We start from the raw sequence: 13,174 nt of genomic DNA on the forward strand, positions 1-13,174 counted from the left end.
TCAAGGCAGCGTCAGTCGCATGGCGCAGCGCCGGTGACCGGGTAAACCCTGGGCAATTTCCTCGTTCAAGGCGTCGACCAAATAACCGCTTGTTGCCTCGCTATTCAAACGCTGAAAGCCGGTCTTCTGATAAAACGGCGCATTCCACGGCAGATCCGCGAAGGTGGTCAGGGTCACCGCGCAAAGTTGTTGCGCGCGGGCATGCTCGATGGCCGCCGACAGCAACTTGCGACCGATGCCCTGACCCTGAAAGTGCCGGCTGACGGACAGCTCCTCTATATGCAGTTGGTTATCTAGCGTCACGGCCCGCAGAAACCCGGAAAGTTGTCCGTCAACGTGCTCGGCGACCCAGACCCGGGCCTGCTCGATGGCCTGGCAATGCAAATCGGCGTCGGCCACTTCGGCGTCGGCCAGCCAGGCCAGTTGCGGATCAAGGCGAAACAGCCCGGCGGCCGAGCGTTCGATGGCGGGGAGGGCGGCCGCGTCGGCGTGCCGCGCAAGACGGATGGTCATGTTCATGTCAGAGCTGTTTCCGGCTGCGATCCTGATTGTGCGACGCGGAGCGTCCCAGGCTGCATTCCCGCGCAGAGCGAGGAAGCGATCAAGATAATTGAGGGCGGCGACCATCCTCACCGGGCACAAGCCACCGGTCAACCCGCCGCACCGCAGATCCGTTGTGGATGTCAGGCGACGTCAGAGGCGTGTGGCCACTGTTGCAGCGGGATCGGCAATTTGCGTGATTCGCCACGGCCCATCGGGAAATACTGGAAGCCATTGCGTGCCAGGCGATCAGCGTCGTAGAGGTTGCGCCCGTCGAAGATCACCGCCGTGTTGAGACGTTGTTTGATCAGCTCGAAATCCGGTGCCTTGAACTGTTGCCACTCGGTGCAGATGATCAATGCATCCGCGCCGGGCAACACCGATTCCGGGGTGCCCATCAGCATCAGTTTCGCTTCGTTCGGATAAAGGTTCTGGGTTTCCTGCATGGCTTCCGGGTCGAACGCGCGCACGCTGGCACCGGCGGCCCACAACGCTTCCAGCAGCACGCGGCTCGGCGCGTCGCGCATGTCGTCGGTGTTGGGTTTGAACGCCAGGCCCCACAGGGCGAAGGTCTTGCCGCGCAGATCCCCCCTGTAGAACGCATTGATGCGTTCGAACAATTTGTGCTTCTGCCGCTGGTTGATGGCCTCGACCGCTTGCAGCAAGTCGCTGGAGCAATGGGCCTCCTCGGCGCTGTGGATCAAGGCGCGCATGTCTTTGGGGAAGCACGAGCCGCCATAGCCGCAGCCCGGGTAAATGAAGTGGTAACCGATGCGCGTGTCGGCGCCGATGCCCTGACGCACGGATTCGATGTCGGCCCCCAGGTGTTCTGCCAGTTCGGCAATCTGGTTGATGAAGCTGATCTTGGTCGCCAGCATGCAGTTGGCGGCGTACTTGGTCAGCTCGGCGCTGCGCAGGTCCATGAACATGATGCGGTCATGGTTGCGGTTGAACGGCGCGTACAGATCACGCATGACGTCGCGCACCTCATCACCTTCACAGCCGATGACGATGCGATCCGGGCGGCGGCAGTCGGCAACCGCCGAGCCTTCCTTGAGAAACTCCGGGTTGGAGACGATATCGAACTGCAGCAGGCGACCGACCTTGATCAGCGCTTTTTCGATGTGCGTGCGCAAGGTATCGCCGGTGCCCACCGGCACCGTGGATTTCTCGACCAGAATCAGCGGTTGCTCACGGTGACGGGCAATCGCGTCCCCGACCGAAAGCACGTAGCGCAGATCCGCCGAACCGTCTTCGCGCGAGGGCGTGCCCACCGCAATGAACGCCACTCGAGCATGTTGCACGGCGAGTTTTTCATCGGTGGTGAACAACAGACGTTTCGAATCCAGCCCTTCGCGCACCAGGCTGGCGAGCCCCGGTTCGAAGATGCTCACGTGGCCTTGGCGCAACAGGTCGACTTTCTTTTGGTCGACGTCCATGCACACGACATCGTGGCCGACCTCGGCCAACACAGCCGCTTGCACCAGACCGACGTAACCGCTGCCAAATACTGTGATTTTCATGGAGCACTCCTGAATTCGGGCGCACGAGCCGGGCGAGTGTTGATGGTGATGACCCCGAGCATGACCAGCGCCACGCCCAGTGATTGAGTGAAACTGAAGGATTCGTTGAACAACGGCAGGCTGGCCGCCAGCAGGTACACCAGCGCGTAGCTGATGCTCAGCAGTGAGTACGCGCGGCCCAGTGGCAGGTCGCGCAGGGCGGCGAGCCAGCAGAACATCGACACGGCGTAGGCAAAAATCGATGCGATGATCACGGCCAGTGCGCGCAGGTCGAGGCTGTCTATCGCCAGCCAATGGTCCGGCATGGGCAGTCGGGTCATGCTCCAGCGCATGCCCAGTTGCGCTGTGCTGACCAGCGACACGCTGCTCAGCGCAAAGGTGATGCCACGGCGCTGACTCATGTCTGTTGCCCCAGCAACATCACGCCGCCAATTACCAACGCAATGCCGAGCCAGTGCTGACGGTCGATGGGCTCATGGAAGACGAAGCGGGCGATCAGGGTAATCAGGACGAAGTTGAGACTGAGCATCGGGTAGGCAACGCCGACTTCCAGGCGCTGCAACACCAGCAACCAGACCAGCAGGCCCGAACCAAGGGCGCACAACGCCAGCCACAGCCACGGCGAGCGCAGCTTGGCGACCGTCGAAGACTCTGTCCCGCGCCAGCTCTCCACAGCGTATTTCTGCGCAATCTGGCCGAGACAGATCAGCAGGCACGCGGTCAACAGCAGCAACAGGCTCATGACGCCTCCTTGGGCAGAATCATGATCACCAGGTTGCCCTGTTCATAACGGACGCCGTCCTTTGGCAACTTGTCGATTTCGTCCAGTTCGTCCTGCCCCTTGACGCGCATCACCACGCCGACCGAACCGCTGCGGCGCGCTTCACGCATCCACTGTTGCACTTGATCGGGATCGACCCGCTGTTGAATGCCGTCAGGATAGGCAAGGCCATATTTCAATTCGCCTATCGTGTTGTACAACGCGACTTGCGGGCGCTTCAGACGCCAGCCGAGGGCGGAAGCAGCACCGAGATCGTTGCTCAGCAGATGCCCGGCCTGCGCCAGTTCCGTGACGTGATGCTTGATGAACTGATCCGGCATCTTGTTGGCGACCACGGACCTGGGCAGCGCCGCCGGCAAAATGGCAATCAGCAACAGGCTGCCGAATGCCGGCGCCGCCCAGCATTGCAAGGGCAGGAAGGCTTGCAACAGGTTGGCGATGATCCAGCCGGTCAGGGCGATGAACACCAGGACCAGGCTGTGCAGTTCGTGGTCGTAGACCGGGTTGGTCAGTTGCAGGTACACCAGCGCAATCAGCGTGCCGAGGCCCAAGGCGAGGTTGAGCAAGCCATTGATGCTCAGCGCCTGGCCTTGCTCCAGACGCAAACGGTCGGCCAGCGCACTCCCGAGCATCAACGCCACCGGCAGCAGGCACGGCAGGATGTAGGTCGGCAATTTGCCGTTGCTCAGGCTGAAAAAAACCAGCGGCATCAGCAGCCACAACAGCAGGAACACCACGCTGGGCTGCGCGCGGGTTTGCCACGCCTGTTTGAACGCCGCCGGCAACAACCCGGCCCACGGCAGACTGAAGGCGATCAGCAGCGGCAGGTAGAACCACCACGGCGCATCGTGCTGGGCATTGTCACCGGCGAAGCGGCGAATGTGTTCATGCCAGAAGAAGAATCGCCAGTAGTCCGGTTCCTGTGCATGCACAGAAAGCACCCAAGGCAGGCTGATGAGGATCGCAATGGCGACGGCCACGGGGCCGTACATCAGCAGCTCACGCCAGCGTTTCTGCCAGAGCATCCACGGCAAGGCGATCAGCACCGGCAGCAGCCAGGCGAGAAAGCCCTTGGTCATGAAACCCATGCCGCAGGCCAGACCCAGCACCGCCCAGCCGGCCATTCGCTTGCCGCTGGTGGTGCTGTCGACGGCAAACCACAGCGCCACCAGACTCAGGTTGACCCAAAAGGTGAATTGCGGATCGAGGTTGGCGTAACCGGCCTGACCGGCGACGATGGTGAAGCTCATGTAGAGCAGGGCGCAGGCGAAACTTTTGCGCGGCTCGTTCCACAGGCGTCGCGCGATCAGGTAGCACAACAGCACGCTCAGACCGGTACTGAGTGCCGAGGCCAAGCGCACGCCGAACAGGTTCTGCCCGAACCATTGCTGACTGATCGCAATCATCCAGTAGCCGGCAATCGGCTTCTCGAAATAGCGCAGGCTCATGAAGTGCGGCGACACCCAGTTGCCACTGAGCAGCATGTCCTGGCTGATCTGCGCGTAACGGGTTTCGTCGGGAATCCACAGGCCATGACTGCTCAACGGCAGCAGGTAAGCCAGCAGGCAGATGGTCAATAACAGGAGCGGCAGCGCCCAGCGTTTGCTCATGCGCCTTGCACTCCCAGCCAGCCTTCACGGCCATCAAGGGCGCCACGCTGCACGCGACCCACGGGCAAGGTGTTGACGAACGCGGGTAACAAATCGCCCAGCGGTTTGAAGTCGATGTTGCGCTGAGCCGCAGCGGCCAGCAGTTGACGAAAATCCTCTGCCATCAGAATCCCTTCCACTTCGGCATGAACGGTGTAGACGTTGAGCTGTTGCGCACGGAAGTGATCGAGCAGGAACGCGTTGTAGTCCCGCGCCGAAACGATGGGGCCGACGACTTCGTCGAACGTCGGCAGATCCACCGGAATCTGCGGCGTGCCCGGCGTGCCGTTCGCCAGCAGTGGGCGGAACACACGTTGCCCTCGGCAATCGCTGTTGTAGCGAAAGCCGAAGGCTTGCTTGGCTTCGATCACGCGCGCGTCGGCACGCCAGCCGGCGGCAGCGGAACAGGTGACTGTTTCGCCGAGAATGTCGCTCAGGGTGTCGACGCCCTGACGGATTTGCTCGATCAGTTGCGCCTCGCTCCAGCGCCCGGCATTGGCCTGCCAGCCGTGGTGATCCCAAGCGTGCAGGCCGACTTCGTGACCGGCGTCGCGGGCCTGACGCATCAGGTGCCCGAGCTCGCGGCCAATCGGCTTGCCCGGCCACGCCGTGCCGGCCAGCAGAATGTCCCAGCCATACAGGCCGGCAGCGTTGGACCGCAGCATCTTCCAGAGGAACGGCGGGCGGATCAGGCGCCACAGATGCCGCCCCATGTTGTCGGGGCCGACACTGAAGAAAAACGTGGCCTTGATCTGCGCCTCGTCGAGCATTTCCAGCAGGCGCGGCACGCCCTCACGGGTGCCGCGAAAGGTGTCGACGTCGATACGGAGGCCGGCCCGCATCAGCTCGCCTCTTTGTGCGAAAGGCCGGCCATTTCACGCATGGCTTCACGCAGGAAGAAATCCAGCGTATTGCCGATGGTCTCGCGCATTTCCACGGTCGGCGTCCAGTCGAGCAGGCGCTTGGCGTTGGCAATGCTCGGTTTGCGGTGTTCGACGTCCTGGTAACCGGCACCGTAGAACGCCTTGCTTTCGACGTCGCGGAAACCGGCGAACGGCGGGAAATTGTGGCGCAGCGGGTGCGCTTCGAACTGACGCAGCAACTCTTCACCCAACTGCCGGATGCTGGCCTCGTTGTCCGGGTTGCCGATGTTGATGATCTGGCCGTTACAGACGTCGCCATCGTTATCGATGATCCGCGCCAGTGCCTCGACACCGTCGGCGATGTCGGTGAAGCAGCGCTTCTGTTCGCCGCCGTCGAACAGGCGAATCGGCGTGCCTTCGACCAGGTTGAGGATCAACTGGGTAATCGCGCGGGAGCTGCCGACACGTGCCGAGTCCAGACGGTCGAGGCGCGGGCCCATCCAGTTGAACGGGCGGAACAGGGTGAAATTCAGGCCCTTGGCGCCGTAGGCCCAGATCACCCGGTCGAGCAGTTGCTTGGACACCGAGTAGATCCAGCGCTGCTTGTTGATCGGGCCGACCACCAGGTTCGAAGTGTCTTCGTCGAAGTGCTTGTCCTGGGACATGCCATAGACTTCCGAGGTCGACGGGAAGATCACGCGCTTGTTGTACTTGACGCAGTAGCGCACCAGTTTCAGGTTTTCTTCGAAGTCGAGCTCGAATACGCGCAGCGGGTTGCGGGTGTATTCGATTGGCGTGGCGATGGCCACCAGCGGCAGCACCACGTCGCACTTCTTGATGTGGTACTCGATCCACTCGGAGTGAATGCTGATGTCGCCTTCGACATAGTGGAAGTGCGGATGGCGGCGCAGACGCTCGATGGCGTCGGAACCGATGTCCAGGCCGTAGACTTCGTAGCGGTCATCACGCAGCAGGCGCTCGGACAGGTGATTGCCGATAAAACCGTTGACGCCGAGGATCAGCACGCGGGTGCGCCGTGGCGCCCGCCCGGATTCGGCACCGTGCAGCAGCGAACCGTCGACCAGACCGAGTTCGCCGGCCAGTTGCGGGCCGCTGAGGAACAAGCCGTTGTCATTGCGCTGGCCGGAGAGGATCACCAGCGAGTCTTCGCCGCAGGCAATGCGCAGCGGATCGACGCTGATCACCCGGCCCGGGGCCTGCCCGTCGTTGCCCTTGACCACCTCGGCGCTCCAGACGATGAGCGTGTGTTCGCCCACGGCGCAGAAGGCGCCCGGGTACGGTTGAGTGACCGCGCGCACCAGATTGAACAGCTGCTCGGCGGGTCTTGCCCAGAGCAGTTTGCCGTCTGCCGGAGTACGGCGACCGTATACGCTGGCGCTCGATTCGTCCTGCGGGGTTTCGCTGGTTTTGCCTTGCAGCATGGCCGGCAAGGTGTCACGCAGCAGATCAGTCGCGGCGATGCGCAACTTGCCGTGCAAGCTCAACGCGGTGTCGCTGCGCTCGATGGCCACACGTTGCTGGGCGACGATGGCGCCGGCATCGGCACGCTTGACCATGCGATGCAGGGTCACGCCGGTTTCGCTCTCGCCGTTGACCAGCACCCAGTTCGCTGGCGCGCGGCCACGGTAACGGGGCAGCAGCGAACCGTGCAGGTTGAACGCGCCTTGACGGGCCAGGGCCAGCAGCGGCTCGCTCAGCAGATGGCGGTAGTAGAAGGAGAACATGTAATCCGGATTCAGCCTGGCAATCCGTTCGATCCACAACGGGTGATTGACGTCTTCCGGGGCATGCACCGGGATGCCTTGGCTGGCGCACAGTTGTGCGACCGAGGCGTAGAAAGCGTTTTCCTTCGGGTCATCGGCGTGAGTGAACACGGCGGCAATGTCGTAGCCGCTGTCGAGCAGGGCTTGAAGGCCGGCGCAGCCAATATCGTGGTAAGCGAAGACAACAGTTTTTGCGCTCATGAGTGAACCTGACCGGTAGTGGAAGTAGAGGAGAGACCATCAACGATGACCGCTGGCGCGGGGTTGGAGGCGTGGCTGCGCACGACTTTTTCAATGAAGAAACGCGGGCGGGCGCGCACGTCGCTGTACATGCGCCCCAGGTATTCGCCGAGCAGGCCCATGCCGATGAACTGGCCACCGGTGAACACGAACAACACGGCGAACAGCACGAACAGACCATCACCGGCCCACCCGGCACCGAACACCAGGCGCAATACGATCAGCGCAGCGGCGAACAACACGCCGAGGCCGGCCATGGCGAAACCGATAATGCTGAGCAGGCGCAGGGGCGTGGTGGTCATGCAGGTGATCAGGTCGAACATCAGATTGATCAAGCGCATCGGGCTGTACTTCGAGTCACCGTGTTCGCGCTCGGCGTGGGTGACGACGATTTCCGTGGTGTGGCGGGCGAAGCTGTTGGCCAGAATCGGGATGAACGTGCTGCGTTCACGGCAGGCGAGCATCGCGTCGATGATCGTCCGGCGGTAAGCGCGGAGCATGCAGCCATAGTCGCTCATGGCGACGCCGGTGGAACGCTGTACAGCGAGGTTGATGAGTTTCGATGGATAACGGCGCAAGGCCGAGTCCTGACGATTGCCACGCACGGTGCCGACGACGTCGTAGCCTTTTTCCGCCTCGGCCACCAGACGCGGGATTTCTTCCGGCGGGTTCTGCAAGTCGGCATCCAGGGTGATTACCAGATCGCCCTTGCACTGTTCGAAACCGGCCATGATTGCCGCGTGCTGGCCGTAGTTGCGGTTCAGGATGACCGCCACGAACGGACTGTCCTCGCGGGCAGCGGCTTGTTCCAGAAGAGTGGCGGACGCATCACGGCTGCCGTCGTCCACCAGCACGATTTCGTAGTCGTGACGCAGCATCCGGCACGCCGCTTCGGTGCGCTGCAGCAGTTCCGGCAGGCTCTCCTGCTCGTTGTAGACCGGGATGACAATTGACACGCAGCGGATCGGATACGGTTTCACAGGCGTTTGTCCATGAGGGTGGCGATGGCGCCGACCACGCGATCAAGGTCTTGATCGGTCATGTCGGGGAACAGCGGAATCGAGCACAGCCGCGCCGAGTTCCACTCGGTATTGGGCAGGTAAAGCTCGGGGTCGCGCTGGCGATACCAGGTGTGCAGGTGGGTGGCGATGAAATGGATACCGGTGCCGATGCCCTGCTCCTGCAAACCTTTCATAAAGGCTTCGCGATCCATGCCGCAGTGCTCGCTGTCGATGCGCAGGATGAACAGGTGCCAGGCGTGGGTTTGCGGGTAGGCGGGCAGGGCGAGTGGCTGCACCGGCAGGCCTTCGAGTTTTTGCCGGTAAGCGCTGGCCAATTCGGCACGCCGGGCGTTGATGGCGTCCAGACGCTCAAGCTGCACGAGGGCAATGGCGGCGTTGATGTCGGCGAGGTTGTACTTGAACCCCGGCTCAATCACCTGGGCCTGAGGCTTGCGGCCGCCGGTCAGGCGATCATAAGCGTCGCCCCCCAGGCCGTGGAATTTGAGCCTGCGCACGCGACTGGCCAGGGCGTCGTTGTCGGTGACGAACATCGCGCCTTCGGCACAGGTCATGTTCTTGATCGCGTGGAAGGAGAAAATCGCCGTACCCGTTGCGCCAACGTGGCGGCCCTTGTAGCGGGTGCCGGCAGCGTGGGCGGCGTCTTCGATCACCGCGATGCCATGCTTTTCGGCGAGGGCGTACAGCGGATCGAGGTCGAATGCAGCGCCGGCGTAATGCACGGGAATGATCGCTTTGGTGCGCGGGGTTATCACTGCTTCGATGCGTTCGGCGTCGGTCATCAGCGTGTCGCGGTCGACGTCGACGAATATCGCTGTGGCGCCGAGCAGCGTGATCATGTTGGCGGTCGACACCCAAGTCTGCGACGGGGTGATGACTTCATCGCCGGGGCCAATGCCCAATGCGAGTAACGCGATATGCATGCCGCCGGTGGCCGAAGAAAGTGCCACTGCATGGCGACAACCGACATAACCGGCGAAGTGTTCTTCCAGCGCCTGGCATTCAGGCCCGGTAGTGATCCACCCCGAACGTAAAACTTGTTCGACGGCGGCTACTTCTTCATGACCGATACAGGGGCGGGAAAACGGCAGAAACGCTTGACTCATAAGAACCTCGAGGCGACAGCCATCCTTCAGCCAGTTGTCTGAAAAACACTTGATTTCAATGGTTTGGGAGACCGGCCGGGGAATGCCTGATTGACTTTTATGCCCACGGACGGCAGGTTGTAGGCCTTTCGGGGCAACCTGTTGTAATTAAGGTTATGCCGGTTTTTGTGAAAGGAACATGAAAAAGCGGTCGGTGATTCATCTATCTGTGAGCCATACAGCCAGCGTTCAGACTTCTTCCGTTTATCGGTACTGTTATTAGAAAAGTCCTTCGCAAGAGTTGCTCTTTATATAAGTTTCTTTGCACTTTTTAGTTGTTTCGTTGAACTGTTTACCATTCAAGGCCGTTTCGTTTGATTGACTTGTCGAGTACCGAATCCACCCCGTCCAACACTAATCCGCTGACGCTTTATCTGGCGCGCCTGGCGCCTTCCAGCCAACTGACCATGCGTTATGTCTTGCAGGATGCTGCCGACCGTCTCGGCTTCGAAGACGTCGACATCGAAGAAATTCCCTGGCATGGCCTGCAACCGGAAGACGTCGTGGCGTTGGTCGCCGCGTTGCGCGCCGACGGTTATGCGCCGAACACCTCTTCGTTGTACGTCAACGCCGTGCGCGGCGTCATGAATGAAGCGTGGCGCATGAGCCTGATCAGCCAGGACCATTTATTGAAGATGCGTTCGGTCAAAGGCATTGCCGGCACGCGGCTGTCTCAGGGGCGCAACCTCAAACGCACGCTGATTCATGAACTGATGGAAGTCTGCGCCGCTGACCCGCGTCCGCAAGGGTTGCGCGATGCGGCGGTGATAGCCCTGTTGTACGGCACCGGCATGCGCAAATCGGAGTCGGTGGATCTGGACCTCAATCAGGTCGATTTTGCCGAGCGCAGCCTGACCGTCATCGGCAAGGGCAACAAACAACTTATCAAGTACGCGCCGCCCTGGGCGTTCGCCAAGCTTGACGCCTGGCTGGAACTGCGGCGTTCACAACTCAAGGAAGGCGAGTCTGACGATGCCTTTCTGTTCAACCGCATTCGCCGGGGCAGCCACATTACCCGCGAGCGCATCACCAAACACGCGATCTATTACATCGCTCGCCAGCGCGGCACGCAGGTCGGCGTGAAGATCATGCCCCACGATTTCCGCCGTTCGTTCATCACTCGCGTGATCGAGGAACACGACCTGTCGATTGCGCAGAAGCTGGCGCATCACAGCAATATCCAGACGACCGCCAACTACGATGTCCGGGATGACAACGAGCGGCGGCGTGCGGTGGATCGCTTCGATCTCTGATCGACGCGGGTTTTGGGAGGGGGAAGTCAGGAAGAGGGTGGGCAGCCGCGCGCGCTGCCGGCGGCTTGAGTGATGTGCGCGGCAAGGCGTTTGACGTTGTTTTGCTGGGCCGTCACCAGTTCGTCGATGCTCGGCCCCGAAGGCGTCTGCAATACGGAACGACAGGTCAGCAGCGCACTGTCGGTTGCGCCGGCCGGGCGCAGGCGCCATTTGACGTCCATCAAAGCATACTGGCCGGGAATCGAGTCGAAGCGTTGCACCTCGACGCGCACCGAGACTTTTTGCTGGCCGCCGGCACTGCTCAGTTGATCGACCAGCGCACTGCGTAACTCATCGGCGAGGCTGGCGCCCCACCATTCGGTTTCGAGGATCGCCAGGCCACTGCTGCCTTCGCGAATGACAATCTGCGGGCGGTCGACTTGCGGCGGCACGGTGATGCCTTCGATGACGATGTCCGAACCGCTGCGGCCCGGCCCCGGTTGCGCCGGGGTCAGGGTGTGAAAGCTGATCGGGTCGCTGCGGCAGGCGCCCAGCAGCAGGCAGGCAGCGAGCACGGTGATCTTCAGCGGTACAGCCATGAGGTAGCTCCTGTGCTCAATTGCGTGGCGGTCCTTTCAGATCCAGTGGCGCGGCGTTGTCGGGGCGCCCGCGGATCAGCGATTCCGGATGACGGCCAAGGTAATCCGAGAGTTCACGCAGCGAGCGCGACATGCGCCCGAGTTCGTCGAGGGTTTCGGTGAGTTTTTCGCGCTGCGGTGAATCTTCGGCCAGGGTGGAACTGGCTGACTGCAAGGTCTTGCTGACGTCGGCGAGGGTGTTCTGCACGCCGGGCAATGTCTTGGTGTTGAACTGGGTCAGGCCCTTGCGCAGCTCGACCAGATTGCTGTCCAGATTACTGGCGATACGGTCGACCGGCAGTTTGTTGATTTTGTCGACCACAGCTTCGAGTTTTTCCTGCAACTGTTCGAGGCTGCCCGGCACCGTTGGAATCATGACCGGACGCTGTGCCGGGTCGAACGCGACTTTCTCGGCTTTCGGAAAGAAATCCAGCGCGATGTACAACTGCCCGGTGAGCAGGTTGCCACTGCGGGCCTGGGCGCGCAGGCCATTTTCGATGAAAGTGCCGATCAGCCGTATACCGGCAGCTTCGTCGTTGGGATCATGCTTGAAGGCGGTGAGCATCTTGCCGTAGGCCATGCCCAGTCGCTGCGGATAAATGACGATGCCGACGTTCAGCGGGAAGGTGCGTTTCTTCGCGTCGAAATCCAGATTGATCGCCACGACACGGCCAATTTCCATGCCGAGGAATTCCACCGGCGCATTGACCTTCAGGCCGCGCAAAGACTGGTCGAAACGCAGGCTCAGGTATTGCGCCTTGCCATTGGGCGGGGCGAGAGCGGTGCTCTGGTCGGCGAACAGCTCGAAGTCTTTGTCATCGGCTGCGGCGACGTCGTTGGGGCTGTATTCCGGCGCGCGGAAGGCGATGCCGCCGACCAGCAGGGTCGAGAGGGATTCGGTCTTCACCGCAAAGCCATTGGCGCCAACGTTGACGTCAATGCCGCTGGCGTTCCAGAAACGGGTGTTTTCGGTGACAAAGGCATCGTTTGGCGCGTGGATGAACACTTCGATATTCACGCCTTTGCCATCCGGGTCGAGGGCGTAGGTGACGACCTGACCGACCGGAATCTTGCGATAGTAGACCGGCGAGCCGATGTCCAGCGAGCCGAGATCCGCGGCATGCAACATGAAACGCTTGCCCGGTTCGCCATAGGTGATCGGTGGCGGATTTTCCAGGCCTTGGAATTTTTTCGCCCGGGCATTCGACTGGCCGATGTCGGCGCCGATGTAGTCGCCGGAGAGCAGGGTATCGATGCCAGATACACCGCCCGCGCCGATACGCGGACGCACGACCCAGAACTGCGAGTCTTCGCGGGTGAAGGTTTCAGCCTGCTTGGCCAGTTTGACCGTCGCGTTGACACTTTTCTGGTCGTCGCTCAATTCAACATCTGTGACCTGGCCGATCACCACGTTGCGATACTTGACTTCGGTTTTGTTGGCAACAAGCCCGCTGCCGGTCTTGAAGGTGACCACGATGGTCGGCCCTTCCTGCATGACGTTATGGATCACCAGAGAGATACCCACCAGCACCGCCACAATCGGCACGATCCAGACAAGTGAAATACCAAAACGGCGGGTTTTGACTGGGGCGTGGCCTGGCGCTCGCGGCTCGTCGGTGGCTGACGACTTCATCCATGTCCTCCTCAATTCATTGGGCACTGAGCGTCAGGAACGCAAAAGCTCCTCATCAATATAGAAGCGCTTTGCGATAGAGCAAATGTGAATAGCTCACCTGCGCCTGATCGTTCCCAAGCGAGCG

The 13,174-nt window shown here is 61.4% G+C and carries 12 protein-coding genes; 1 reads left to right on the plus strand and 11 read right to left on the minus strand.

Annotated features, from left to right (window positions below):
* The 9 genes from AACY19_RS22085 to arnB all read right to left on the minus strand — a co-directional run bounded on the left by AACY19_RS22085 (window position 1) and on the right by arnB (window position 9,505).
* The gene (locus AACY19_RS22085) at window positions 1-519 is read right to left on the minus strand and encodes a GNAT family N-acetyltransferase (RefSeq protein WP_339453732.1); all 519 of its coding nucleotides are present in this window, start codon (window positions 517-519) and stop codon (window positions 1-3) included.
* A 164-nt stretch (window positions 520-683) separates the two neighbouring features.
* Window positions 684-2,063 carry a UDP-glucose dehydrogenase family protein gene (locus AACY19_RS22090; protein ID WP_339453733.1) on the minus strand — a complete coding sequence of 460 codons (1,380 nt, stop codon included), beginning with the start codon at window positions 2,061-2,063 and terminating at the stop codon, window positions 684-686.
* Window positions 2,060-2,464 (minus strand): 4-amino-4-deoxy-L-arabinose-phosphoundecaprenol flippase subunit ArnF, encoded by a 405-nt coding sequence (gene arnF, locus AACY19_RS22095; RefSeq protein WP_339453734.1) that lies wholly within the window; start codon window positions 2,462-2,464, stop codon window positions 2,060-2,062. The genes AACY19_RS22090 and arnF overlap by 4 nt, the downstream gene beginning before the upstream one ends.
* Window positions 2,461-2,805: a 4-amino-4-deoxy-L-arabinose-phosphoundecaprenol flippase subunit ArnE gene (gene arnE / locus AACY19_RS22100; protein WP_339453735.1), complete on the minus strand. Its 345-nt coding sequence runs from the start codon at window positions 2,803-2,805 to the stop codon at window positions 2,461-2,463. Before arnE ends, arnF begins: the two co-directional genes overlap by 4 nt.
* Window positions 2,802-4,454, minus strand: coding sequence for a lipid IV(A) 4-amino-4-deoxy-L-arabinosyltransferase (gene arnT / locus AACY19_RS22105; protein ID WP_339453736.1), 1,653 nt, complete (start codon window positions 4,452-4,454; stop codon window positions 2,802-2,804). The genes arnE and arnT overlap by 4 nt, the downstream gene beginning before the upstream one ends.
* Window positions 4,451-5,335, minus strand: coding sequence for a 4-deoxy-4-formamido-L-arabinose-phosphoundecaprenol deformylase (gene arnD, locus AACY19_RS22110; RefSeq protein ID WP_339453737.1), 885 nt, complete (start codon window positions 5,333-5,335; stop codon window positions 4,451-4,453). The genes arnT and arnD overlap by 4 nt, the downstream gene beginning before the upstream one ends.
* Window positions 5,335-7,341, minus strand: a complete 2,007-nt coding sequence (arnA, locus tag AACY19_RS22115) for a bifunctional UDP-4-amino-4-deoxy-L-arabinose formyltransferase/UDP-glucuronic acid oxidase ArnA (protein ID WP_339453738.1) — start codon at window positions 7,339-7,341, stop codon at window positions 5,335-5,337. The genes arnD and arnA overlap by 1 nt, the downstream gene beginning before the upstream one ends.
* Entirely contained in the window at window positions 7,338-8,360 is a 1,023-nt protein-coding gene (gene arnC, locus AACY19_RS22120) for an undecaprenyl-phosphate 4-deoxy-4-formamido-L-arabinose transferase (RefSeq protein ID WP_339453739.1), read from the minus strand. The genes arnA and arnC overlap by 4 nt, the downstream gene beginning before the upstream one ends.
* Window positions 8,357-9,505, minus strand: coding sequence for a UDP-4-amino-4-deoxy-L-arabinose aminotransferase (arnB, locus tag AACY19_RS22125; protein ID WP_339453740.1), 1,149 nt, complete (start codon window positions 9,503-9,505; stop codon window positions 8,357-8,359). Before arnB ends, arnC begins: the two co-directional genes overlap by 4 nt.
* 446 nt (window positions 9,506-9,951) lie before the next feature.
* Here arnB and AACY19_RS22130 point away from each other — a divergent pair, with 446 nt between their 5' ends.
* A complete protein-coding gene (locus AACY19_RS22130) occupies window positions 9,952-10,797 on the plus strand; it encodes a site-specific integrase (protein WP_339453836.1) in 846 nt (281 codons plus the stop codon).
* A 26-nt stretch (window positions 10,798-10,823) separates the two neighbouring features.
* Here AACY19_RS22130 and AACY19_RS22135 read toward each other — a convergent pair whose 3' ends face one another.
* Both AACY19_RS22135 and AACY19_RS22140 read right to left on the minus strand, forming a co-directional pair.
* Window positions 10,824-11,375, minus strand: coding sequence for a PqiC family protein (locus tag AACY19_RS22135; protein ID WP_339453741.1), 552 nt, complete (start codon window positions 11,373-11,375; stop codon window positions 10,824-10,826).
* Between the two features lie 16 nt (window positions 11,376-11,391).
* Window positions 11,392-13,047, minus strand: coding sequence for a PqiB family protein (locus tag AACY19_RS22140; RefSeq protein ID WP_339453742.1), 1,656 nt, complete (start codon window positions 13,045-13,047; stop codon window positions 11,392-11,394).
* Between the last annotated feature and the right edge of the window lie 127 nt (window positions 13,048-13,174).

It is taken from the genome of Pseudomonas sp. EA_5y_Pfl2_R50 (assembly GCF_963970475.1).
Taxonomy (GTDB): Bacteria; Pseudomonadota; Gammaproteobacteria; order Pseudomonadales; family Pseudomonadaceae; genus Aquipseudomonas.

Excerpts from the sequence above, each read along its gene's own strand:
- arnA (WP_339453738.1), bottom strand. The coding sequence starts at position 7,341 with ATGAGCGCAAAAACTGTTGTCTTCGCTTACCACGATATTGGCTGCGCC.
- AACY19_RS22130 (WP_339453836.1), top strand. The coding sequence starts at position 9,952 with ATGCGTTATGTCTTGCAGGATGCTGCCGACCGTCTCGGCTTCGAAGAC.
- AACY19_RS22090 (WP_339453733.1), bottom strand. The coding sequence starts at position 2,063 with ATGAAAATCACAGTATTTGGCAGCGGTTACGTCGGTCTGGTGCAAGCG.
- arnT (WP_339453736.1), bottom strand. The coding sequence starts at position 4,454 with ATGAGCAAACGCTGGGCGCTGCCGCTCCTGTTATTGACCATCTGCCTG.
- arnF (WP_339453734.1), bottom strand. The coding sequence starts at position 2,464 with ATGAGTCAGCGCCGTGGCATCACCTTTGCGCTGAGCAGCGTGTCGCTG.
- AACY19_RS22140 (WP_339453742.1), bottom strand. The coding sequence starts at position 13,047 with ATGAAGTCGTCAGCCACCGACGAGCCGCGAGCGCCAGGCCACGCCCCA.
- arnB (WP_339453740.1), bottom strand. The coding sequence starts at position 9,505 with ATGAGTCAAGCGTTTCTGCCGTTTTCCCGCCCCTGTATCGGTCATGAA.
- AACY19_RS22135 (WP_339453741.1), bottom strand. The coding sequence starts at position 11,375 with ATGGCTGTACCGCTGAAGATCACCGTGCTCGCTGCCTGCCTGCTGCTG.
- arnD (WP_339453737.1), bottom strand. The coding sequence starts at position 5,335 with ATGCGGGCCGGCCTCCGTATCGACGTCGACACCTTTCGCGGCACCCGT.
- arnE (WP_339453735.1), bottom strand. The coding sequence starts at position 2,805 with ATGAGCCTGTTGCTGCTGTTGACCGCGTGCCTGCTGATCTGTCTCGGC.
- AACY19_RS22085 (WP_339453732.1), bottom strand. The coding sequence starts at position 519 with ATGAACATGACCATCCGTCTTGCGCGGCACGCCGACGCGGCCGCCCTC.